Annotated in this window: 17 protein-coding genes; 2 read left to right on the top strand and 15 right to left on the bottom strand. The window is 50.7% G+C overall.

Translation table 11 applies throughout. From position 1 onward, the window contains the following. Positions 1-122 precede the first annotated feature (122 nt). Complete coding sequence (locus tag P1U47_RS00205; RefSeq protein WP_301026486.1) at positions 123-2894, top strand: LuxR C-terminal-related transcriptional regulator; 2772 nt, start codon at positions 123-125, stop codon at positions 2892-2894. A gap of 96 nt (positions 2895-2990) precedes the next feature. Here P1U47_RS00205 and P1U47_RS00200 read toward each other — a convergent pair whose 3' ends face one another. From P1U47_RS00200 to P1U47_RS00170, 7 genes are all read right to left on the bottom strand, one after another. Continuing rightward, a complete protein-coding gene (locus P1U47_RS00200) occupies positions 2991-3536 on the bottom strand; it encodes a hypothetical protein (protein ID WP_301026485.1) in 546 nt (181 codons plus the stop codon). A 100-nt stretch (positions 3537-3636) separates the two neighbouring features. Then, positions 3637-6054 (bottom strand): TonB-dependent receptor, encoded by a 2418-nt coding sequence (locus P1U47_RS00195; RefSeq protein WP_301026484.1) that lies wholly within the window; start codon positions 6052-6054, stop codon positions 3637-3639. 458 nt (positions 6055-6512) lie between these two features. Beyond that, complete coding sequence (locus P1U47_RS00190; protein WP_301026483.1) at positions 6513-7679, bottom strand: acyl-CoA dehydrogenase family protein; 1167 nt, start codon at positions 7677-7679, stop codon at positions 6513-6515. A gap of 119 nt (positions 7680-7798) precedes the next feature. Next, positions 7799-9043, bottom strand: a complete 1245-nt coding sequence (locus P1U47_RS00185; RefSeq protein ID WP_301026482.1) for an acetyl-CoA hydrolase/transferase C-terminal domain-containing protein — start codon at positions 9041-9043, stop codon at positions 7799-7801. A gap of 46 nt (positions 9044-9089) precedes the next feature. Next, positions 9090-10292 carry an acetyl-CoA acetyltransferase gene (locus P1U47_RS00180; RefSeq protein ID WP_301026481.1) on the bottom strand — a complete coding sequence of 401 codons (1203 nt, stop codon included), beginning with the start codon at positions 10290-10292 and terminating at the stop codon, positions 9090-9092. A 2-nt stretch (positions 10293-10294) separates the two neighbouring features. After that, entirely contained in the window at positions 10295-11746 is a 1452-nt protein-coding gene (locus P1U47_RS00175; protein WP_301026480.1) for a zinc ribbon domain-containing protein, read from the bottom strand. Positions 11747-11904: 158 nt separating this feature from the next. After that, positions 11905-12816 carry an SDR family NAD(P)-dependent oxidoreductase gene (locus tag P1U47_RS00170; RefSeq protein WP_301026479.1) on the bottom strand — a complete coding sequence of 304 codons (912 nt, stop codon included), beginning with the start codon at positions 12814-12816 and terminating at the stop codon, positions 11905-11907. A gap of 383 nt (positions 12817-13199) precedes the next feature. Between P1U47_RS00170 and P1U47_RS00165 the strand changes: the two genes are divergently transcribed. After that, positions 13200-14048: a MaoC/PaaZ C-terminal domain-containing protein gene (locus P1U47_RS00165; RefSeq protein WP_301026478.1), complete on the top strand. Its 849-nt coding sequence runs from the start codon at positions 13200-13202 to the stop codon at positions 14046-14048. Between the two features lie 101 nt (positions 14049-14149). Here P1U47_RS00165 and P1U47_RS00160 read toward each other — a convergent pair whose 3' ends face one another. From P1U47_RS00160 to P1U47_RS00125, 8 genes are all read right to left on the bottom strand, one after another. Next, positions 14150-15454 (bottom strand): MFS transporter, encoded by a 1305-nt coding sequence (locus P1U47_RS00160; RefSeq protein ID WP_301026477.1) that lies wholly within the window; start codon positions 15452-15454, stop codon positions 14150-14152. A gap of 56 nt (positions 15455-15510) precedes the next feature. Next, a complete protein-coding gene (locus P1U47_RS00155) occupies positions 15511-15924 on the bottom strand; it encodes a PaaI family thioesterase (protein WP_301026476.1) in 414 nt (137 codons plus the stop codon). Between the two features lie 18 nt (positions 15925-15942). Beyond that, positions 15943-16947, bottom strand: a complete 1005-nt coding sequence (locus P1U47_RS00150) for a phosphotransferase family protein (protein ID WP_301026475.1) — start codon at positions 16945-16947, stop codon at positions 15943-15945. Continuing rightward, positions 16944-17912, bottom strand: a complete 969-nt coding sequence (locus P1U47_RS00145; RefSeq protein WP_301026474.1) for a hypothetical protein — start codon at positions 17910-17912, stop codon at positions 16944-16946. The genes P1U47_RS00150 and P1U47_RS00145 overlap by 4 nt, the downstream gene beginning before the upstream one ends. Before the next feature lie 29 nt (positions 17913-17941). Then, on the bottom strand, positions 17942-19096 hold the full coding sequence (locus P1U47_RS00140; protein ID WP_301026473.1) for an acyl-CoA dehydrogenase family protein: 1155 nt from the start codon (positions 19094-19096) through the stop codon (positions 17942-17944). Positions 19097-19101: 5 nt separating this feature from the next. Continuing rightward, complete coding sequence (locus P1U47_RS00135) at positions 19102-20733, bottom strand: AMP-binding protein (RefSeq protein ID WP_301026472.1); 1632 nt, start codon at positions 20731-20733, stop codon at positions 19102-19104. Between the two features lie 18 nt (positions 20734-20751). After that, positions 20752-21555 (bottom strand): enoyl-CoA hydratase/isomerase family protein, encoded by an 804-nt coding sequence (locus P1U47_RS00130; RefSeq protein WP_301026471.1) that lies wholly within the window; start codon positions 21553-21555, stop codon positions 20752-20754. Positions 21556-21657: 102 nt separating this feature from the next. Next, complete coding sequence (locus P1U47_RS00125) at positions 21658-23880, bottom strand: TonB-dependent receptor (protein WP_301026470.1); 2223 nt, start codon at positions 23878-23880, stop codon at positions 21658-21660. Between the last annotated feature and the right edge of the window lie 353 nt (positions 23881-24233).

The following is a 24233-nucleotide window of genomic DNA, read 5'->3' as shown; positions in this document are numbered from 1 at the left end:
GACCAAATAATAAAGGATGGGGCGTGGGCGCAAAATGCACGATGGCGAAGTAAAAAAGGCCGCCACGATCAAAAGCGCCCTGTTTGGCCATAATGCACGCACAATAATAAGAGGATAGAGTCTTGCCCAATAAAGCTGCCCAATTTCGCCGCACTGCCGAGCATATCGACCAGCAAATAGGCCGCAATGAGCCGCCAAATTTCCTGTTTCAAAGCCTGCGCATTCCCGTTTTAAGCAATATACAAACGCCAAGCGGCTTGCGCGCCAAATGCCTAAGCGCAGTAGCACCCGTTGGTTACGGCAAAACCGTACTTATGTCGATGCTACTCGCCGATCTTCGCCACGCGGGTAAACAATGTCTGTGGCTGTCACTCGACGAACGCGACAATACCGTCGAGAGCCTAATAAACGAACTTGGTTCGATCTTGCGCGGCGACAAAAATCAGGCCCACCCTACCCAAGCGCTCTTTCACGGCCACGAGCCCCGCGACACCAGCATCGACAAACTGCTTTCGATACTGAATAGCCACCCCCTCGCCATCACGCTCTTTATTGATAATTTGCATTTTTGTCGCGACGAATCCCTAGGCCTCTTTCTTGATCAGCTACTTTTTAAAACCCGCGCAAATGTCCAGATCGTATTATCCAGCACCGAAGACTTACCCTTAGACTACCCCCGCGCGCAACTCGAAGGCCTTGTTCAACAAATCGGCCCCAAAGAATTAAGCTTTAGCCAAGAAGACGTTACTAGCCTATTCGGCGATTCACTAACAAGCCAAATTGGTGAACAAGGTGTTGCCGAGGTCACCCGTAAAACCGAGGGCTGGCCGGCCGCGGTGCGCATGGCGCAAATTATATTAAGCCAAGCGGAACAGCCACTAAGCGCGCTCGCGGCGTTTTCTGGCTCAGACGAATCACTCGCGCAACTCTTAAACCGTCAGGTGCTATCCGGCTTTTCGGCCGAGCTCCGGCAATTTCTGCTCGCTGTATCTCAGTTGCGCACCTTTAATATGGAGCTGTGCAGCGCCGCCATTGGCGGCGATCACGTAGCTGAACACTTGAACGACTTAATTGAACGCAATGTGTTTGTTATTCCGCTGGATCGCAATCGCAGCTGGTACCGCTTACATGGCTTATTCCGCGACCACCTACTACGCGAAGCGAGCCTTCACCTAAACAAACAAGACCGCCAAGACATTCAGCTGCGGGCATCGGCATGGTGCCAGCGCAATCAATATTGGCGCGACGCCATTAACTACGCCTTAGATGCCGAATCTAGCAGCACGGCCATGCCGATATTGGAGCAAATCGCACCCTCGTTTGTGCGCGATCGCGGCGCGGTATTGCAATATATTCGCTGGATCGAAATTCTCCACGACGAAGGCAAGCAAGTCAGTTTAGAAGCCGAATACTGGTTTGTGTGGGCGCTGGCCTTTCACCGCCGCTACGAGTACGCGCGCAAGCAAATCAGCATGCTTTTCCAGCGCATGCAACGCCAGCAGCGCAAGCCTAACTCCGCTGGCGAAACTGAATTGCATCGTCGCATTGCAATATTAAGAACCTCGATCGACAGCCTTAGCGACCAACTCGAAGATGCCTACCTTGGCGCCAAACAATGGCTGGCAAACACAGAATGCGACAGCAGTGATTCCTTTAATTTAACCGCCGCCAACTGCATCGTAGCGTGCTATTTTATGAACACCTTTCACTTCAGCGATGCTCGGCAGTGCCTTCAGGCCGCTAAAGAAACGGCGTATCAAACCAATAGCACCTATGTCGACGGCTGGGTGTACGCTTACACTGCTTTAGTTGGCATACACGAAGGAAATTACGCCAATACCTATACCGAGATAGTCTCTGCACTTACCACCACCCGCGGTGCACTTGGCGACGAATCCGGCATTTGCGGCACCATGGCATTAGTGGCAGCCCGCTGTGCAGTCGGCATGGGGCTAGACCAAGACGCCCATCAACTGCTCGCCTTTGGTATGAAAACCGCCCGTACCCATGGATTTCTCGAATCGGCGGCCAGTGGGCTAGATGCCGCAGTATTACTCTGGCAGGGTCACAGCGACGAAACCATAACTTTAAGCAGCATGTGGGAGGTTGCCAACGCCTACCCTACTCGCCTATCGTTAATGCTATCGTGCTTCCTTATTAAGCGCCTTATTGTGCTGGGCCACATTGATGAAGCCCGCGCCGAGGCCGAGCGCGCCGGCCTGCAACGTGCGGCAGAAACATCAAAACTACGCGGTACAAAGGCAATGGCCATTCCTTTACTAGACACCCTAATAAACAGTGCCCTGATCGAACTCGAATTGGCGCTCGGCCGTCTTAAGCCCGCCGCCAGCTTAATTAACCAAGACCTTAAGCGTGCCAAAAAGCAGAGCTGCAATGCGAGACAGGTCGAACTTGAGCTTAATAGCGCTGTTATCGCCACCCAGAGCCAAGATTATACTTTGGCCGTGCGCCACATAACCCGCGCCGTTCGTATAGCCGCAAGCCGACGCATCCTCAGACCTTTTCTTGATCAAGTCGAAGTATTGCACGCCGTCATCAGCGCGAGCAAAGCCTCGGCTTGGGGCTTTGTGTCTGATCAAGAACGACAGCTTTTCGCTGAAATATGCCGTAAATTACCGAATGATGAAGCCACAGACGTTAGCGATATTAGTGCAATCAATGAGCCGCCTCGACTCCTTGGCAAACTCACCGCTCGCGAACTCGAACTTTTAAGTTTTATTGCCGCGGGCTTGAGCAACCAACAACTCGCCGATCGTATTGACGTATCACTAACCACCGTTAAATGGCATTTACAAAACTTGTACGGCAAGCTTGGGGTGTCGAGTCGCACCGCTGCCTTAGCAAAAGCGAGAAATTTAAATGTTTTACCCTGATGCCGGCGACAAATTAATTAACAAAACATTATAAATGTCGCCTTGCGCCAAAAAACTACAGCAGATGCGCCTTATTGCAAAGTTCGATCTCCGCCTTTAAATCCCTAAACTAGTAACTGGAATTAGTACTTGAGGTAGCAACTCTGCCGGTGACAGCACACCAATACCGTTGAGCCCAGCCAAGCCAACTACGCTTAAGTCGCCGACACCCAAGATATCCACGGCATTTAGAATCCCCAGATCTAAGTCCGAAGACACTAGCGGTATAGCCGGAACGACAAACAAAGACTCAGAGAGTATTGAATTTCCTGTAAGCAGGAAATCAACTATTCCCAAGGGATCCCTATACAACACATCCAGTACTGGGACAAAGGCATATACTAATCCTATCTCGATACCTGTCGGCACCAAGGCCAAAGGGTCACTAAGCACTTGGCCTTGCGCGATAGATAACGTCAGGCCAGTCACATTTAGCAGGCCATCTAAAGTACCGTCACCTAACACATCGCCCAGCGCAAGAACCTGATTCCCCAAAATACCATCGTTACCCAGTAAACTGCCAAGCGGTACCTGTGCTGAAGCAAGTGCACTTCCTACGACTAAACCTGCGGCAAGCGACAGGTGCTTTATATGTATATTCATCATTATTTTCCTCACAAAATTGATACACATTTAGGTTAAACGCGGCCCAAAAAATCTCGGCGCCTAGTCTTTATAAGCGGCGCCAAGATGGGCTATGCACTTATTCAAACATCATTCCGTAATCCCACTTCAGACGAACACCGTAAAAACGCGGATTAGCTAGGGCTGCCGTCCGGCCAAAATCTTGCTGCAAAATCGTTGAGTAATAATCTTTGTCTTTAACGTTATCAACATAAGCCGTTACTTGGATGCCTAGTGGATCGTAGAACCATGTGGCTCGAGCGCCCCAAACCTCAAACTGATCTTGAATATAGTAAGGCGAGGCTTGCGGTGTGACGTTGTAGCTACCCTTATAGGAGTAGTCGACAGCAAGTTCCAAATTCCCAAAATCTTCAAATTCAAGGAATTGATTGAATGATAAGGTGGAGCTGAGCCTTGGCGTGCGCACTATTGCATTACCAGTGAAATCGCGAGGAGCCTGCAAAGGCGTACCTGTTAGGCTGTCTGGACCAAAATACAAGCCAGTATCATCATCAAAGCCAGCGCCATTTTTGTAATCCGTATATTTCGCATCAAGGTAGGTGGCACCACCATTGATAGCTAAACCTGGGTTCCAATCCGGCATTGGCTGCCACTGAAAGTCTACTTCGGCACCATCAGATATCGCTTCATTTGCATTAGAGAACCGGACAACACCGCCAGAAGTCAGTGAAACAATTGCCGTTACAAAGTCTGTGGTAACTGATCTGAAAATGGCGCCATTTACGCGAAGCTGGCCATCCCACATTTCTGATTTAACACCCAGCTCAAACGCGGTTACCTCTTCTGCCTTAACGGCATCAGCGCGAGTAAAGAAATTGATAACATTATACGTTGGGCTTTTATAACTTCTCGACAAAGACGAATAGAGTTGAACCAAATCACTAGCGAAATACTGGCCTGCTATACGCCAAGACGTAGCCTCAAAGTCGATTTCCTGTCCCTCATAACTAAATAGCCGAGTATTTCTGGAATAGTCATTGCCTTCGTAATATTCTTGGGGAGGAACTGTAGGAATTGTTCTTACTAAATCTACGTAGGTATCTGACATCTCGCGATTTTCCTGCTGATATCGCGCGCCTAGGGTCAGATTAAACTTCTCGTTAAACTCCCATGTACCCTGAAAGTAAACCGAATCTGAAGTGGTATCTAGAATGCCTGTTGATTCCAGTGTTACATCATTATTTGCGGTTGCACCCGTTAACAAGGCAACAATTGGCCCCTCTAATGCATCTGGCAACCTACTCGTTAGTAGAGACGTCGCTAACCCTGTATTAACAGTCAAAAAGAATCGATCAAAACCCGAGGAAGCAGTCAAATGATATACACCAGCCACCCATTCCAGCTTGTCACTCATCCAAGTATCTTGATTAGAAGTAACCTGAAATTCAAAAGTATCTTGCAAAGAGGGCTCGCTGTACACGCTCATACTTGCTTGATTAGATTGCGTGGCATCCAAATCCCACTGCCCCCAATCCGTATCAGTTTCGACGCTCGAAGCAGTAAATTTCAAATCAACTGGCCCTGGACTCCATTCGAGATTTGCGCCGTAGATAAAATTCATCATGGCGTTACCGCCTTCTCTATCATTCTCTAGACGTCGATCAGGCTCAACTTCTGTGCCATCTCCCCCTGCCAATAATGACGGACGAGTATTTTCCATCGCGAGTGAACTGGCATTAAACTGGTTAACGTAAGATGCAATAAAGCCTGCACTTAGGGTATCACTAATATCCCATTTCAATTTTATACGGGCACCCTCGTCCATATCTTCACGCTCAGGACCAGGTATCTCCTCACCCCTAATATTTTTAATATAGTTGGGCATGATGATATCTCCACTGTTTTGAAACATAGAGATGGTTGCGCCTAAGCCACCGACAATATTACTTGCAGCATACAGTTGATACTTTCTCCGCCCATAGTTACCGATATCAGCTCTCAAGCTACCGGCTATAGGCTCACCGTTAATTGGTGGGTCGGCTGTAATGATATTAATGGCACCACCGGTGGCATTTCGACCAAACAAGGTTCCCTGGGGGCCTTTTAAAACCTCAATACGCTGTATAGGGCCAAGAGAATCATTTTTACCTCGTGATGCGGGAATGTTTATACCGTCAATATAGGTTGCAATTGAAGGGTCAGCACTAGGCAAAAATGCGTCACTTCCCACGCCACGCAAATAAATCACGGTGTATCCAAAACTGTAGGTAAATGTCAGCCCTGGCGTTATCTTTTGTAAATCAGCGGTAGTTTGAATACCAAAAGCCTCGAGCTTTTCACCACTAAACGCCGATATTGCAATGGGGACATCTTGAGAGTCCTCCTCGCGCTTTTGGGCCGTAACGACTACCTCCTCGAGTAATCTATTGCGGCTTCCTTTCTTCTTCTCGGGATTTTCATCGGCATGAAGTTGACTGCTCATACATGCAACCATTGACGCCATTAGCACCACACTGCAGTTATTCTTACTAGACATTTTTATTCTCCTTAAAACATGAGAATAATTGTCGTTCAAAAACTCAGCGAAAAAACCGTACTAAAGAACAGAGTCTTGCGATTGCGAAGTAGAATTTTACTAGAGCATAGTGAGCCGAAATATCACCGGAAAAACGAGATTGACAGATATCGACAGCAATATACCGAAATATCGTGGTGACAGGGGCATCCTAGAATCACCAACAATCGTTGTTAGGCGGATTTTAGCCAGCAATAGGTTAGAACGTAAAGAAGCGAATAAATGACTTTCTGATGTACAGGGATCACGTTTTATTTTCGCGGGATTCACGGAGTGAAAAACACAATAAAAAAAGCCACTCACACCCTGGAACCTACCAGTGTGAGTGGCTAAGATTTGCCGCTTTGTAAACTTTTGCTAATAGTGAAAGCTGTATCGGCTATCACCGGCGCACTTGCAAAAAGTACGCAATTATAAAATTAATATGACTTAGGCATTCCCAGCACTTTCTCGCCGATATACGACAAGATCATCTGCTCGGTAACCGGTGCAATCCGCGGTAGCACCGACTCGCGCAACAAGCGCTCCACATGGTATTCCCGCGCATAACCCATACCGCCGTGGGTAAGTACTGCTTTAGTACAGGTATCAAAGGCAGCGCGGGCACTGAGGAACTTAGCGGCGTTGGCTTCGGCCGCGCAGGGCTGTCCTTTGTCGTATAAATCCGCAGCGCGCAAACACATCCAGTAAGCCGACTCGAGATAAGTCCATGCTTCGGCAAGTGGGTGCTGAATACCTTGGTTTTGACCAATGGGCCGGCCAAATACCACCCGCTCTTGGGCGTATTTGGCAGCTTTGTCTAGTGCTGAACGACCAATACCAATCGCTTCAATTCCGACCAAGATCCGCTCTGGGTTAAGGCTGTCGAGCAGGTAGTAAAAGCCCTTGCCCTCTTCGCCAATACGGTCGCCTTCTGGAATAAAATAGTCATCAATATAAGTCGCATTAGAATCGACCGCGTTGCGGCCCAGCTTTTTAATACGGCGAACTTCGATTTTGGTACGATCGAGATCGGCATAGAACAAGGTCATGCCATCGGTGGGGCGCTTGCAGTCTTCTTTTGGCGTAGTCCGCGTGAGCAGCACAATTTTATGCGCTTCTTGGCCAGTAGATGTCCACATTTTGCGACCGTTAACAATGTAACCGCCTTCCACTTTTCTCGCGAAGGTTTTAATACTGGTGGTATCCAAACCAGCATCTGGCTCGGTTACGCCGAAGCAGGCTTTCTGCTCGCCCTTAATCAGGGGCACTAACCAGCGCTTTTTCTGTTCTTCGGAGCCGTGAACCACAATAGCGTGAGGCCCAAACAAATTAATATGGATTGACGAGGCCGCAGACTGACCACCGCCGCTTGCCGCCACGGCATGCATCATAATTGCCGCTTCGGTTACGCCTAGGCCTGCACCACCCAGCTCTTCTGGCATGGTGATACCCAACCAGCCAGACTTGGCCATTGCACTGTAAAATTCCTCTGGAAAACGCGCTTCTTCATCGCACTCCATCCAGTAATCATCGGTAAATTCTGCGCAAATCTTACGTACGCTTTCGTCAATTTCTTTGTGCAGATCAGTGAGATTTATATCCACGGCCTGTGCCTCTCTTTAACAATCGTATTGGTAATCATACATGCGAATAATGTTAGCATGTATATCGTTCTATTGCGAATAATGTGCTTGGATTTTCCCGTCCCGCCACTCGGTTTACGTCACACCAAAAAGCGCTGCTCAAACTCCGTATAAAGTCGGTCACGATGATTCGGGTGGGCAATCGCCACCAAGCGCTCGGCACGGGTCACCATATCGGCCCCGCGCAAATAAGCGCTGCCATACTCAGTAACCACCACATCCACATTATACTGTGGCACGGAAACGGGCACACCGCTATCCAACCGCGCAACTATACGCGATTGCTCGCCAGTTGGATCGGCCGCTGGCAGGGCGATGATCGAACAGCCATCGTGTTGCGCTCTGGCACCGGCGGCAAAATCGGGTAAACCACCAGGGCCACTAACAAAGCGCCCGCCCAGCATTTCGGCATTAGCCTGACCAAACAGATCAAGCTCCATTGATGAATTCACCGCAAACAACTTCGGCACTTGCGCCAATGCCTGTGCACTGTGGCAGGCTTCAACGCCGCATATATTCAGCTTTTTGAATTCTGGCAAGCGACGATAAAATTCATTGCTGCCCAAAGCGACAATGCTGGTTACCGCAGCATCAAGGTCCAGCGCCCCCGCATCTAATAAAGACACAATGCCGTCGCTGGCCATACCGCTATGAATACGCAGCCGGCGATGATCAGCAAGTGCCGCCATCAACTGATTTGGAATTTTACCCAGCCCACACTGCAGCGCAGCGCCATTGGGAATTAAGGCCGCAACATGTTCCGCTATTGCCTGCGCGCCTGCATTGGGCTTACCAGGATCGTAGGTCGCCAGTGGCAAATCACTCTCGCAGTAAGCGTCAATGTCGGCCATGGCCAACTTAGCCGAGCCGGCCAGCACTGGCATATTAGAATTTATAACCGCTAACACACGGGGCTTGCGGCTAAGTAACTGGGGCAAAAACTCGCCTTGCAAGCCCAGCGAGCAATAGCCATCGCTATCTGGCGGCGACACCTGTACCAGTACGGTGTTAATTACGCCGTCGCTGCACAAGTGTTGCAACGTAGCGGTATAAGACATGGGCGCAAAGCGCACATGGCCTGCAGCCAAACTTTTACGGAATCCGCCCTGCATAAAACCGACGGTCATCCGCCGGTTTTCGTTGGCCAAATTGCGCGGGTTAACCCCAGGAATAAAGCTGCAGTAAAACTCTGCGCCCGCGGCAAGCTCCGGCGTAGTAGCCAGCAGCTCGGTCACCGCAATGGGCTCGCCCGCGCTACCAGAAACAAACACCTTGTCGCCGGCGCGTATTAAACTTGCTAGCGCCTCAACAGAAACAGCCGTCATACCCTTTTCTCCAAGCTCGCTCAGTGTGCCGCAATAATAATGCTGATTACACGCCTTCTAAACCGACGATGCTAATTGCACACACCCCGTTATAGGGTACGCCGCCAAGATTGTGACTTAAGCCTAGCTTAGGATTCGGCAACTGGCGATCTCCCGCCCGGCCCTGCATTTGCAAATAGTGTTCATACACCATGCGCAAACCCGATGCCGCAATGGGGTGACCAAAACACTTTAGGCCGCCGTCAATCTGGCAAGGCAACTCACCGTCGGCATCATACACACCGTCGAGCACATCGCGCCAAGCTTGGCCGTCTGCTGAAACACCCAAGTCTTCCATGGTGACTAGTTCGGTAATGGAGAAGCAGTCGTGTACTTCTATCGCACTAAGCTCTTTACGAGGATTGGTAATGCCCGCTTCTTTATACGCTGCCTTGGCGGCGTTGCGGGTATTTGGCACATAGCTGCCATCCCAATCTTTAAAGCCCTGCTCGCGCCCCGAACTGGCCGACAACTGCAAAGATTTGATGGTAACCAAATTGGTTTTACCTAACGAACGGGCAATCTCAGGCGTGGTGACAATCGCGCAGGCCGCGCCATCAGATACACCGCAGCAGTCGAACACACCGAGTGGATCGGCAATCAGCGGCGCATTCAGAATGGTTTCCATGCTTACCGCTTTACGCAGGTGAGCCTTGGGATTTTTAGCGCCGTTCTGGTGGCTCTTCCAAGACACCCGCGCCATCGCCTGCTTTAGCACGTCTTTTTCTAGGCCGTACTTGGTGCGATAGCCCGCCGCCAGCTGAGCAAAGCCCGCTGGTGCAGAGCCATAAGGCATCCACAAATCGTTGAACGTGCCTTTAGGCATATGTGGCAAGCCACCGTAGCCGGTGTCTTTTAATTTTTCAGCGCCAATCGCCAGCGCAATATCCACGGCGCCAGATGCCACCGCATAGGTTGCACCGCGCAGGGCCTCGGTGCCAGTAGCGCACATATTTTCTACGCGGGTTACCGGAATACCGTCTAAGCGCAGAGCGGTAGAAAGCGGAATCGCGGAGTTACCCACATTAATTTTGTCTGCGGCAGAGCCATACCAAACCGCGCCAATACGCGCCTTTTCTATGCCCGCGTCGGCCAGCGCTTCGTTAAACGCCTCGGCCATGAGATCTTCAGAACCGGCGTCCCAGCGCTCGCCAAACTGGCTGCAGCCCATGCCGATAATTGCGACTTTGTCTTTAATTCCTGTTGCCATGTTTACTCTCCTGCGGCGCTAACGATGGGGCGTGCTTTCCAGAAATAACGGCGATAACCGCGCATCTTGTCTAGCTCTTTAATGCGGAAGGTCATTTCCAGCGGGGTGCCAACATCGATGCCCTCGGGGCCAACATCAACAATTTCCATTAACATCCGCGCGCCATTGTCGAACTGAGACAAGCCCATATACAGCGGCGGCGATTGTGAAAACATCAGCCAGTCAGCGGTAACCGTGAGTACCTTGGCTTTTTCGTCGGCCAGCGGCGCGGGCGATTGCGTGTCGAAGGCACCGCAATTAACGCAGTTAGGCAGGCGCGGAAATTGAATGGTGTCGCAGTCGCGGCATTTGCCGCCAACAAATTCAAAGGTTTGATCGGCCACGCGATACTGCTGAGTCAGTGCGGTTTTTTGGTCCGTCTCCGAACGCATGCCCCACTCAACCTCAATTTCGCCAGAGAAACTGAGCATCTTCATATACGCGGTTTCTTCTTGGCGGCGCGCCAAATTACCGGCCAAACCACTGCGGCCGGTATCACTGCCCTTGGCGCCCATTTCAAAGGCGATCACTTCACAGCCTTGCGCAAAGGCGGCAATAATAATTAAGTCGCCGGCCTGTGCCCGCTCTAGGGCTTCGGTCAGCAGCAGCAAGGAATGCGCTGCGCCGGTGTCGCCCACGTTATTACGCAGGTCTGGCAGCACGGACGCATCGGCAATTCCAATTATTTTCGCCGCAAAACCATCGGCGCGAGGGCCACCGCCAGCCAAGCCAAAATGCCCAACATCGGCAGCGGTTTTACCTAGGCGCTGCAGCAATGCGTTTACCGCTTCGGGCACCAATTTGCCAACACCTTCATCGCGAATCCAACGCTCTTCCCAAGCGTATTCGTAGTCAGAATTCGACTCACGAAAATGATCTACAAAAGGCACAGACAAAGATTCGCTACCCAAATACGTGGCCAGCAAATCGTCGCCGCTGCCCAGCAATAACGCCGCAGCACCATCGCCAAATAACATTTCTTGAGCACTGCCAAGCTTGGTTCGGCGTTTTTCGCCGGCCACCAATAACTGGCTACCGCCGCTCTGGCAAGCGTGACTAAGCGCGCTCAGGCCAGCGCGGGTTGATGCAGTCTGATCGCTCGTTGCCACATTGCGCGGCGCACCCAGGGCGCTGGCGATCAAGGTCGCGTTTTGCACATCGGCAAATGGCGCGCTAGTACTGGCCAAGCAAAGCCGCGCCAGGGCGTTTACATCTTGGCCGCGCATACAATCCCGCGAGGCTTCAACCGCCATGGTGATGACATCTTCGTCCCAAGAGCAGAAGGCTTTTTCGCCCTTGCCTAAACCACGCAAGCCGGGCAGCGCCCAAGCATGTGCCTTGGCAATTTCACTGCGCTGCATCCGTCGTGCTGGAATATAGGCTCCAAAGGAGCGAATCCCGATTGCTGTACTCATATATCTCTCCAAAGACACTGCCAGCGACTATGGCCAACAGGGCGATCTGCATTTCTGGTCTTAAATTTGATCTTAGACGTGGGTATTCATTTGGACTTAGCGCTAGGCGCCGGCGTTAATATTTGCGCCGCACGCCTAAACCAATTTTAGATTTTGGCTTACACCGGATCCCAGCTGAACACGTCCATCGAACGCTCAAGGGGGTAGAAATCGCCTTTAAACATCGGGAACACGCGGTCAATAATCGCCTCGGCACTGATACCGGCTTCGTCGCCAATATGGGCAGTGCGGATCGGCCGCGGCTGGCTGAACAAATACACTTCATTCGCGCGCGCGCCAAAAATCTGACCACTTACGTGGGCGCCTTCATCTGAGATAAGTGCGCAAATCAGCGGCGCTATTTTGTTTGGCTCCATACGCTCAATGACTTTCCAGCGCGCCTCGTCTTCCTCGGTTTCGCGGGGAATACCGTTCATCACCATTGGCGTCATTGCAAACGGTGCCACACAGTTAGAACGCACGTTAAAGCGTTGCATATCGAGGGCTACCGACTTAGACAGACCAACCAAGCCCATTTTGCCCGCGGCGTAATTTGCCTGACCAAAATTGCCAACCAAGCCCGAGGTTGACGTCATATGCACCATTGCGCCACTGCCCTGCTCTTTCATAAACGGCGCAACTGCACGCGCGGTGTTGAAGCAGCCCTTGAGATTGACCTGAATAGACAGATCCCACTCTTCTTCGGACATTTTGTGAAAAATACGATCGCGAAGAATACCGGCATTGTTAACTAGGCCATCCACCCGGCCCCAAGCCTCAATGGCGATATTGACCAAATTCACGGCCTCGGCCATCAAGCCAATATTATCCGTAGACGAAATGGCTTCACCGCCCGCCTTGCGGATGCTCTCGGCAACCAGCTCGGCAATCGCGACGCCATTGTCATCTTTGGCCAAGTCGTTAACCACCACTTTGGCACCTTGTAATGCACAATACTCGGCAATGCACTGCCCCACACCGCGGCCTGCACCGGTAACAATAACGACCTTATCCTTCAGTAAATCTGGCATGTTCACTCCCACGCTGGCTATCGTTTACCAGCGCTATAGGCAGACTGGTAGTTCGATGGATATTAAGTTACATTGCTAATTGTTATCTAGCTTATAGTATTTTAAGAGATATTGTCTAGCTGCGCCGCTGTGATTCAACAAAAAGACCATGATATTGCACATATATAGCGCGATTAAAGACAGGCTAACTAAACGATGGAAAACCGATTATTTATTACGCATACTAACCTTATAGGCAAGAACACTGCCGTACTGCGGCCCTCTAACACGTAAAACAGCGCGCTAAATTAGCGCCTTTGCAGACAATAGAACCGCCTTTGGCATAAGATAATTAGCCCCAAGAGCCACACTCGAATTTAGATTATTAACAAGAGCATTCCCGCATGAACTTACAAGCCCTACTGACACATAAATTTGACGCAAAAACGGTCAGCTACAATGATCGCGACACCATGCTCTACGCCCTAAGCCTAGGTGCAGGCGACCCCGCGCATCTCGAGCAAGATTTAAATCTAGTCTACGAGAAAAATCTGGTGTGCCTACCCACCATTACCGCAGTACTAGCCCATCCCGGCCTGTGGATGACCGCCGCGCAATTTGACATCAAACTCGTCAAACTGCTGCACGCCGAACAGCGCATCGACTTCTATCACAGCATTCCACCAAGCGGCGAAATCAGGGCCGAATACCGCGTTTCGGCGATTATTGATAAAGGCCCAGACAAAGGCGCCTTTATGCATTTCGACAAAGACATCTACAACACCGCCAATAACGAACTACTGTGCACCGTGCGTGCCTGCTATTTACTGCGTGGCGATGGCGGCTGTGGCAGCTTTGGCGAGGCACCCGCCGCGCTCGCAGCCGTGCCAAGCGGCGAGCCAGACATCGTTAGCGAAATTGCAATAGATGAACGCGCCGCGCTTATTTATCGGCTCAATGGCGACCGCAACCCACTGCATGTCGACCCCGCCATCGCCAAACAAGCCGGCTTTGCCAAACCCATACTTCACGGTCTCTGCGCCTATGGCGTCGCCGGCCTTGCACTAACCCGCGCCATAGACGGCGACGTAAACCGCATCGCCTCACTTGGGCTGCGGTTTAGCGCACCGGTATACCCCGGCGAAACCCTCGTCATTGAAGGCTGGCGCAGCGCCGCAGGAATACACTTTCGCGCCTCCTCAAAGGAACGCCAGCAAATTGTGCTAAATAATGGCTTTATGGCCTTGCGCTAAGCTTGCCGACAATGGCGCTCTCGACTCATAACGCAACTGCAAAACGTCGGCGCGCCATTGCAAAAAGCAATAGCCACACCTCCGCAAGATTTCCGCATTTTTTAATCAAGCTGTTCTGGCATATCCCTACGAATATGCTTAGCCGTTAATGCGCACAAGACCAAACACGCCAAAGTCGCAGCACTTACCCAAAACAACAGTGAATAGCGCAGACTTTCATTCCCGTAAGTCGGCTCTAAATAGTCACTTAGGCCCCCGACCAGCACCGGACCAAAACCCAAGCCAATTAAGTTGACCATTAATAACACCACCGCCGAGGACACCGCGCGCATACTCGGTTTTACTAAACTGTGGGTGACGGTAATCAGCGGCGCAAGGTAAGTCGCTTGTAAGGCTGCGGGAATGATAAAGAACAGCAGCGCGGTGGTGCCGTCGCTACTCAGTAGCATTGCCGCCACCAGAGGCAGCGGCAAGCCGTAGGCCAGTGCGATGGTGCCAGGATACCAACGGCGGTCTTTTAAGCCCAAGCGGTCTGCCACATAGCCCATGGAAAAAGTGCCAAGTGCGCCGCCCACGCCAATGGTTAGGGCCAGCCAATTACCGACGGTGCCGGTGCTCATACCAAAGCTGCGAATCAGGAACGACGGCGTCCAGCTATACAAGCTATAGGCGCTAAATGAAGCGAGTGCGCCAGCAAAAACCATGTAACGAAACGTTTTCTTTGACCACAATAATGTGATGGTTTCCAGCAGTGTCGGGTGGGCTTCTGCAGCCTGATTTTCCAGTGCTTTAGCCACCTGCCGCTGGGGTTCTTTAACCGTAAACTTAATGACCAAAGCCAATAAAATGCCGGGAATGCCCACCGCCATTAAGGCGATGCGCCAGCCGAAATATTCCTGAATCCAGCCGCCCATTAAAAAGCCGACCAACATGCCGATATTGACGCCACTATTATAGGTCGCGATGGCGGTTGCCCGCTCTTTCATGGGGAAGATATCTGAGATCATTGAGTGGCTCGGTGGGCTGCAACCCGCTTCACCTACGCCTACACCAATTCTCGCTAGCAGCAATTGCCAGTAATTTTGCGCCAAGCCGCAGGCGGCGGTCATCATGCTCCATAGCCCGACGGAATACGCGACAATGTTTCTGCGGTTGCCTCTATCTGCCCAGCGCGCAATAGGCAGACCCATCACAATATAAAATACCGCAAAGGCGAAGCCCGTTAACAAACCGAGCTGGGTATCTGACAAGCCCAAATCGGCCTTGATTGGTTCTTGCAAAATCGACAGTATTTGCCGATCAACAAAGTTAAACATATAGGAGGTCGTCAACAGCGCTAAAGCGTAATAGCGGTAGCGACTATTACTATAGCCATCAGATCTTACATTAGCGCTTTCAAGACTCATCACAACTCCACAATATTATCTTTATTACTTTTAGTTAGTGTTCTACTTTGCAGCGACTACTGCGCAATGTGGTAACAGGCCGTGGTGCGCACCACAATACGACCATCCACTTTCATTAAGGCCTGTGAATAGAGGGTACTTTTGGTTTCTCGTACTAAATCTGCTTCGACTTCTACCCAGGCATCCTTAGGCACCGGCGCGATAAAATCGACATTCAAATTTTTGGTTGGGTAATGAAAAATCTTGCTGCGAATTTGCTTCTCAACTGCCGCGAGCTGCATATCGGCAAGATAAGTAAGTACCCCACCGTGGCAACTGCCTGCCTTATTAAGGTGAATATCGCGAACGCGGAAACCCAAAATTTTGCTTCCGCTTAGCTGCTTCTGGTAAATTTTTCCAATGTGCTCATCAAAACCTGGCGCTGGCATAATCTGCTCAAAGCCTTCGGGAATTATTTCCATCTCTGCCATTTTTCTATTCCTCGTAATTCAAGACGCGATGGTGTTTGTCGCCGCTGCCAAAAACCTATCGACCAAACCAGCTTGCTGATAATAATCATCGCCACCGCGACGCCGAGAGTATTCGTACAATATTGCCAGTTTCCAATCGACGAATACTTGATACCATTTTAAATTCGACACATCGCGGCCACTGCCCGCCACATAGCGCGCAATTAACTCGGCTGGCTCTAGATAGCCGTCTTCCAATACCGCGGCGGCCAAGTCTTGGGTTGGCGTGCGGGGGATTCCATGGCGGGGATAGCAGTTAATAAAATAGGCAAGGTCGAATAGCGGATCGCCAAGGGTTGCCAACTCCCAGTCTAAAACGGCGAGGAGCTGAGTTGGCGCCGTCGCCTTCCACATCACATTACCAATGCGGAAATCGTTGTGCACAATGCAAGCATCGGACTCCATAGGAATGTTCGCAGCAAGCCACTGGGACAACTCCGCGAACGCGGGAGACAAATTTACATCATCGGGGATCAACGACTTAATGCGCTTAAAATGCCGAGCATTAAAGCCGTCTGGTTTACCAAACCCCTCTAAACCTCGGGCGCGCCAATCTACTTTGTGTAGCGCAACAAGCGTATCGACCAAGGTTTCCGCCATAAACTGACGCTGGGCAGGAATCGCTAAACTGGCCGGTGTTACATCAGTTATGACTTCACCAGCGAGGTATTCCATAATATAAAACGGCACATCTAGAACCTGTAAACCATCTTCCACAGCCAGTACTTTGGCGACGGGCACGCCACTGTCTTCCAACGCTTTAATCAACCGCGCCTCACGCAGAACGTCATGAGCACCTACCGGTAAAGGTGGCGGCGGCGGCCGACGCAAAACCATCTCATGCTTGCCGTCGCTGACCAAATACGTCAGATTGGAGTGACCATCGCCAATACGCGTCGTCGTGAGGGGGCCATCAGTTAAGCCTTGCTCGGCAAGGAAATTCTGTAGCCGCCCCAAACTCGCTTCACACCAGTCCCAGCTCATGATTTTTTATTCAGCGAAGCAAGGTAATTAACATAGGATTTAGGCCAGTGGGTTTCAAACTGCCCCGCCGCTGCATGCCCGTCAATGGTCGCGGTGCAGGCGGCCTCCATAATCATGGTATCCATTTTGTCATTGGTTGGTAGACGCACTAAGCCAAAGCGCTCCATTTGCAGATGGGTCACACCACCACGAGTATCGGTGATCGCCGCTTCTACTTGACGCTGGCCCATATCATCGTCGTAGCTGGCGTGATGTTTAATGGTGTCGATCGGCACCACTTCGCCGTCTTTAACCACATAGCCGGCAACGCCCATTTCACCCTTGGCGATATAGATCCAGGCATTGACGATATGACGGCCATTTGGGGTGTAGGCAATAAGCCATTTCCAATGATGAGGCACGCCCCATTTGCGGGTTCCCCAAGAGTGATCGCGATGACCAATGCGATCCCATTCAATGCGGCGGTCGCCAAATTCTAAGAAGCCGGTAACGCGGCCGGTCTGCTCAAAGCGATTTAGCGCAAACCATTCGGGTAAACCGGTGGGGTTTTGCCGATAGCTAAAGGCATCGTGAATAGCGGTAAAATTGTATTCCAATTTAAGATTGTCACTCTCGTACTTGAGCACTGCCGTCTTGCGTAAGTCTGGCTGGGTCAGGCTCAAACCCGACAAGGAGAAGTTATCAAAGTCCATGCTGTCGGCAACTTCGCCATGACCAAGGTCCAGCACATAGGGTTCTTGATCTTCGCCCCACACCACAAAATTAAAACCCGCTTGGCCGGTGCCCGCCAAATAAAGATAGGCCTGAAAGCCTAACTTCTCGTCAGGCATGATCATTTCCCAGAACAGGGAGTCGCGCATTTTTCCGCCAGGCAATGGCCGATGACGTAAATCATCCTGATCTTGATACTCAGGGCTAGGCGCCTCGGCGGCGGTTGGAATATACAAATTAGCTAATGAGGCCATAAATTTTCACTCAATTCGGTTTATCGTATTTACGAAGATGCGTACTGCACGGCATGACGACCCACGCGCTCTCTGGCGATGATCAATTTCATAATACCGGCGGTACCATCACCAATTTCTAGACCCATCACATCGCGCAGACGCTGCTGGTGGGGAAAATCCTTGCTCCAACCATAATGACCAAAGGTCAGCAGGCATTGATGGATAACATCGCGGGCGTAGCGTGGCCCCATCCACTTACACATTGCGGCTTCTGAGGTGTGGGGCAAATTGGCATCGCGCAGGCTTAAGGTGTGCATACACAATTGGCGAATGGCGGCGATTTGGGATTCGCCTTCTGCCAAGGGAAAAGTGACCCCTTGAAACTGGGCAATAGGACGACCAAAGGCTTCACGGTCTACGCTATAGGCCCATGCTTCGTCTAATGAAGCTTGAGCGGCGCCGCAGCATTGCAAACCAATAAGGGCGCGGCTGTAATCAAAACCCTGCATAACTTGGCTAAAACCCTTACCCGCATCGCCAACACGATGGCTAGCGGGTATGCGCACCTCGTCATAAAAGATCGAACCGCGGCCAATAATGGCGCTGCCCAAGTCGTCATAGCGAGTTTGGCTGACACCCTTGCAGTCATGGGGTACAAAAAATGCCGTTACGCCAGCGGCCTTGTCGCCCTCGCCGGTGCGGGCAAATACCAAGGAGGCATCGGCGCAATCGGCAAAGGTAATAGACGCTTTTTCGCCGCTTAAAATATAGTCGTCGCCATCGCGCCTAGCCCGCATTGTTAACGCTGCTGCGTCGGAACCGCCACTGGGCTCGGTTAAACAAATAGCGACAATCGCCTCGCCAGCTACCATTTTTGGCAGCCACTGCCCCGCAACATCGGGATGGGCATAACGCATTAGAATTGAGCCGACCAAAGACACATTTACTGGCAAGGCGCTGATATTAAAGTCGCCGTAGGCCATCTGCTCGGCAAGCACACCGGCCGATAAAGCATCTAAGCCCATGCCGCCAACTGCCTCTGGCAAATCAACACCAAGAAAACCTAAGTCGCCAAGTTGTTTAACAAGATCGCGATCTAGCACGCCGTGGCGCTCTCGCGCTTGGTATTCTGGCAGTAGCGTTTTTAATGAAAAAGCCTTTGCCGCGTCGGCTATTTGCTGTTGAAGCTCGGTTAATAGCATCGCACTTAGCCCTTCTCTTCAAGGGTGCTTGCTTGCACATACAGCTGGCGCAAACGCACTTTATTAATTTTACCCGTTGCGGTTAACGGCATTTCCTCAATGAATTTTATGTCTTCGGGCAACCACCATTTTGCGAGAGTCTGGGCCATGTGTTGACGCAGCGCGTCTGCCGAGACTTCTTGGTTCGCATTTAGGGTACATAATAAAAAGGGCCGCTCCTGCCAGCGTGGGTGGGGCGCCGCCACCGCTGCCGCCAAATTGACTGCAGGGTGGCTCGCAGCAGCGGCCTCTAACTGTGGTGAACTTATCCATTCACCGCCGGACTTAATAACATCCTTAGCCCGATCAACGATTTGAATTGTGCTGTCTGGATAGATGGTGGCGATATCGCCGGTGTCTAGCCACTCGACGGCTTGATCTTCGCTCTCACCTACATAGCGGGCGGCAACGATTGGGCCGCGCACTTGTAAAATACCCGAGGCGATACCGTCGTGAGCAAGGCGATTGCCCTCCTCATCCACAATGCGTAAATCGGCTTGAAAACCAACACGGCCCTGGCGACTGAGCGCGATTTTACGGATGTCGGCCTTATTCGCTTCACCGGCTGTTGGTGGCAAGCTCGCGCGGGTCGCGCCGGGAACTTCGGTCATCCCCCATGTGGTGCGCACACCAATACCGCGGCCCTCTAATAAATCAAAAAGCTTTTCGGGTATGGCCGTGCCCGCAACCAAGGCGGTACTTAGCGATGGCAGGCTTGTTTCGCTGCGATCCGCGGTGGCCATAATATCGCTCCACACGGTAGGTACTGCACCGGCAATGGTTACGCCTTCTTGGGCCATTAATTCAACGACGCCAGCGGGCGAGAAATCCCGGCCTGGCAATACCAGCTTATGGCCGTTCATGGGCGCAGAGAACGGCATCATCCAACCGTTAGCGTGAAAGATGGGGGCAATGGGCATGGCACACACCAATTCGCCATTACGGGCACTGCCGTACATATCCACCATGGTCATATTCATGGCGCAAAGCGTTAAGCTGCGGTGGCTATACGCCACGCCTTTGGGCCGACCCGTGGTGCCTGAGGTAAAACACACCGTCGCGGCATCGCGCTCATCAAATACCGGCCATTCAAATTGATCATCCACACCGTCTTTCAATGCGCTTAAAGAACCGTATTTTCTGAGGCTAGCTGCGGGCAGCGCTTCGCCTTCGTCGAGGTAAATCCACTGGCTGATAAAATCGGTATTGCGATCTATCTCTTCTGCCAGTGCTTGGGTATCTGCGTCGTAAAAGCAGACCGTATCTGCCATCAGTTCGATCATGTAACACAGATCATTCACGGTTAGCCGTGGATTCAGCGTATGCAGCGGCGAGCCTATGCCCAACACCCCGTAAAATACTTCAAGGTGATTAATGGTATTCCACGTTAGGGACGAGAAATGGGTGTCGCTATTAAAGCCAGCGGCCAGCAAGGATTTGGCGAGTTGCTTGCTGCGCGAGCGCACGGCCCGCCAATTGCTGCGTTCAACACGGCCATTGATTTGACGCGACACCACTTCGGTTTCACCGTGGTGGTCTGCGGCGTAGTCGATGAGCCGAGACAATAGCATCGGCACGTCCATCATTAATCCTTGCATAGGGTTCTTCTCTTTAAATCAGGTGTTTTTATAGTTTGGGCGACGCTTTTCTTTAAAGGCTGTTACTGCCTCTTGATGATCTGCAGTGCCCATCAGCAGGTTTTGCTGACGATCTTCTATGGCGACCGCCGCGTCTAAACTTGGTGAATCGACTGTTGCTGTGAGCGCTTCTTTGGTTAAGCGCAGGCCAAGGGGCGATGCTTGTAACATGTCGTCGGCCAGTAATAAGCCCTGCTCGAGCAACTGGTCTTTTTCGACCAACTCCGACACCAAGCCCATGGCCAGCGCACGCTCAGCAGTAATGAAGCGCCCGGTGTACAAATACATGGCGGCGTTGGAAAAGCCGATAATTCTTGGTAAAAAATAACCCGAGCCCATATCGGTACCCGTTAAACCTACTTTGATATACGCGGCGTTCATCTTGGTACAGGGTGCGGCTAAGCGAACATCTGCCGCTAACACCAATGAAAAGCCACCGCCGCAAATTGGGCCGTGACATAAAGCAATAATTGGTTGCGAGCAGCTGCGCATTAATTTAATTAATGCCGATGCTTGGCGCTGCACTTCGTACTGCTGAGATTCACGGCCCTCACCTGAGGCAAATGCACTGGAATCTAAATCGGCACCGGCGCAAAACGCGCGACCTTCGCCGCGGAGCAGCACAATTCGAGTATGGTAATTGCTTTGCAAACCGAGAAAGTAATTGTATAAATCGCTGAACAATTGCTTATTTAGCGAATTAAGCGCCTCGGGCCGATTGAGGCTAACAATATCGATATCCCCACGGCGCTCAATGCTAAGAAATTGGTAATTATCTTTCATTATTGAATATTCCAAAAAAACAGCGGTTTTAAAGCAGGGTGCGCTAAAGAACGACGCACCCTGCTTAGCAACATTAGACTTATATAATAGGTCCGACAGGACTTAGTAAGTCCACGCCACGGTGGCACCAAAGGTTCTTGGCAGACCGTAAATATTGATAACCTGACCAGGCAAGGCGAGTATCGTGCTGCGGTACTCTTCGTCGAGCACATTGTTAGCCCACACGCTGGCGCGCCAGTTACTGTCAATGTTGACCGTTGCTCTCACATTGGCTAAGCCGTAAGCATCTTCTTTGGTATAAGGCGCCGTGGTGCCGTATTTAGCATCAGCTTCGCCTGGCTCGTGAAAGAACTCGCTGTTATAGGAATAGTCGCCACGCAGAATCAGCTCCATTTCGTCTTTGAGGGGAATAATGTATTCCGCACCAATGTTGAAGGAGTTCTCTGGCGCTCTAACCATACGAGTATCTGAATAATCGACGGCATTACTTGCCACATAATCAAGATACTTGGCATCGGTGTAGGCATAGGCAAAGTTCAAGGTGAGTGCCACGGTAGGCCGGTATAACAAGTCCATTTCCAAGCCGCGAATTTCACTTTCACCCGCGTTATCAATTAGCGATGGCGTGCTGCCGTCGCTAAGTTGAACCACACGTGATACTTGAATGTCGGTGTAATTAAACTGGTACACAGCGCCATTAAATGTCAGTGAGCTGTCCAGCCATTGTGATTTAAAGCCTATTTCATAGGCTTCAAGCTCCTCTGGTTCAAATACAATGCCCGCCTGTGACGCGTTTAATGAAGTGTACTGATAGCCACCCGATTTAAAGCCTTGGCTGTAGCTGGTGTAAAAACTCAGATCATCATTTACGCGGTAATTAAGCACCGCCTTAGGATCCGTTGAGGTAAAGTCTTGCGACGGATTAACAACGGTAAAATCTGCACTTACCAATGGCCGAGCATCTGTTGTTGTTCCCGACAATACGGCCTCTTTGGTGTCTTTGGTGTAGCGCAAACCCAAGGTTAAATCTAATTGATCGGTTAAGAGGATTGTGGCCTGACCAAAATAGGCATTACTGGTGGTATCAAATAGGCCGCCAGTAACGTCGGTCGGGTAACTGCCATCGGCGGTTGGCGCGTAAACTGCTGAATCGGGACCATATTTAAAGGTGTCGAAATGCGAACTTTCGTCACTAAAGTAATAGATACCTGCTATCCAATCGACCTTACCATTAAAGGACAGCGGACCGTCTGGGCTTGAAACAAAGCGAATTTCTTGTGTTAGCTGCTCTGAGTCTTCTACCGAGATTTGACGCATTACATCCAAGCTGGTGTTATCGAAATCCCGATCGTCTGAGTAAGACATTTCGCGATAAGTCGACACAGAGATTAAGGTACCAGATTCAAGGTCGTATTCAATTTTTGCGTTTAAGGCATCAACATCGCGACTGTAATCAGTATCCGTTGTATAGAACTGTTTAAATTTATCGCCTGATTTCTTTGGCGTACCACCGCCGCCCAAAAGAATGCCATCTGGGTTAGCCGTAGAACCAATGCTTTCGCCTTGGAATGAGTCACCGGTATCCCGTGCAAAATCTGCAATCAAATCCATACGAAGATTGTCGGCTGGCGTGAACAATAAGCGGAAACGACCGCCACTATTATCTAAACCTTGGGGATGTTCGCCAGTCGTTAAATTCGTCATATAGCCTTCGCGATAGCTATGCCACAAGGCCGCACGACCAGACAATTTATCTTCAATTAACGGCCCAGACACCGCGCCGAATAGATTTTTGCTGTTGTAATTACCCGCACCGACTTCAGCTTCTGCCTCAAATTCGTTGCTCGGCCCCTTGGTGACAACATTTATAACACCACCAATCACATTCCGGCCATATAAGGTGCCCTGAGGGCCTTTAAGCACTTCGATACGCTGAACATCTTTCAGGGTGCCCAAAACCCCACCGGTGCGGCCGAGGTAAGCTTCGTCAACAAACACCCCTACCGATGACTCTGAACCTGGATCAAATTGACGTGTACCAATACCGCGAATATAAAGCTGCGGCCGACTGGTACCAAAACCACCCGCGTAAAAACCGGGAACACGCGGCGCAACTAAAGACACGTCAACAATACCCGCGTCGCGCACTGCGCGTTCGTCAAATGCCGATATACTTGCAGGAATGTCTTGAATGCTCTGGCTTCGCTTTTCGGCCGTCACGAGCACTTCCTCGAGCATTGTGCTTTCACGTGGCGCACTAAAAACCTGTGTTGCAGCAGGAATGGTTAAGCAGAGAATTCCCAATTTCGTTAATGATTTTTTCATATAAATAACCCTTTATGATTTTATTTTTCACACTCGAAGCCAGAGCGATTCCACCTTCACAAAAGTGACAGCAATTACTAATTTGCCACCACTTCGTCTCACTCTTACTACGCATACTAACTATTAGCACACTGCCTTGTAAACTTATTTGCTTGAAACAAACAAGTTTAATTTGTTATATAAAACTCCTGTAATTAAATATTCTGTTATATGGACATCGCTTGCCATTCTTGCTAGGCGCCACTACCCATAGCGCTAACCAGCAATGCTCTAAAGGTATAGCTTTTAGTACGCGATAATGCCAGCGTGGTAAGATATTTGTTTAAAACAAACAAGTATCTTGCCGCAAAGAC

This window comes from Zhongshania sp. (genome assembly GCF_029212375.1).
Taxonomy (GTDB): Bacteria; Pseudomonadota; Gammaproteobacteria; order Pseudomonadales; family Spongiibacteraceae; genus Spongiibacter.
The sequence above is the reverse complement of the archived record's forward strand: the minus strand, read 5'-3'. Positions and strand labels throughout refer to the sequence as shown.

What these genes read in the sequence shown, in the direction of transcription:
- P1U47_RS00155 (WP_301026476.1), bottom strand. Translation starts at nt 15,924, where the DNA reads ATGGCAGAGATGGAAATAATTCCCGAAGGCTTTGAGCAGATTATGCCA.
- P1U47_RS00135 (WP_301026472.1), bottom strand. Translation starts at nt 20,733, where the DNA reads ATGCAAGGATTAATGATGGACGTGCCGATGCTATTGTCTCGGCTCATC.
- P1U47_RS00160 (WP_301026477.1), bottom strand. Translation starts at nt 15,454, where the DNA reads ATGAGTCTTGAAAGCGCTAATGTAAGATCTGATGGCTATAGTAATAGT.
- P1U47_RS00200 (WP_301026485.1), bottom strand. Translation starts at nt 3,536, where the DNA reads ATGAATATACATATAAAGCACCTGTCGCTTGCCGCAGGTTTAGTCGTA.
- P1U47_RS00170 (WP_301026479.1), bottom strand. Translation starts at nt 12,816, where the DNA reads ATGCCAGATTTACTGAAGGATAAGGTCGTTATTGTTACCGGTGCAGGC.
- P1U47_RS00185 (WP_301026482.1), bottom strand. Translation starts at nt 9,043, where the DNA reads ATGACGGCTGTTTCTGTTGAGGCGCTAGCAAGTTTAATACGCGCCGGC.
- P1U47_RS00150 (WP_301026475.1), bottom strand. Translation starts at nt 16,947, where the DNA reads ATGAGCTGGGACTGGTGTGAAGCGAGTTTGGGGCGGCTACAGAATTTC.
- P1U47_RS00140 (WP_301026473.1), bottom strand. Translation starts at nt 19,096, where the DNA reads ATGCTATTAACCGAGCTTCAACAGCAAATAGCCGACGCGGCAAAGGCT.
- P1U47_RS00125 (WP_301026470.1), bottom strand. Translation starts at nt 23,880, where the DNA reads ATGAAAAAATCATTAACGAAATTGGGAATTCTCTGCTTAACCATTCCT.
- P1U47_RS00195 (WP_301026484.1), bottom strand. Translation starts at nt 6,054, where the DNA reads ATGTCTAGTAAGAATAACTGCAGTGTGGTGCTAATGGCGTCAATGGTT.
- P1U47_RS00130 (WP_301026471.1), bottom strand. Translation starts at nt 21,555, where the DNA reads ATGAAAGATAATTACCAATTTCTTAGCATTGAGCGCCGTGGGGATATC.
- P1U47_RS00175 (WP_301026480.1), bottom strand. Translation starts at nt 11,746, where the DNA reads ATGAGTACAGCAATCGGGATTCGCTCCTTTGGAGCCTATATTCCAGCA.
- P1U47_RS00145 (WP_301026474.1), bottom strand. Translation starts at nt 17,912, where the DNA reads ATGGCCTCATTAGCTAATTTGTATATTCCAACCGCCGCCGAGGCGCCT.
- P1U47_RS00180 (WP_301026481.1), bottom strand. Translation starts at nt 10,292, where the DNA reads ATGGCAACAGGAATTAAAGACAAAGTCGCAATTATCGGCATGGGCTGC.
- P1U47_RS00165 (WP_301026478.1), top strand. Translation starts at nt 13,200, where the DNA reads ATGAACTTACAAGCCCTACTGACACATAAATTTGACGCAAAAACGGTC.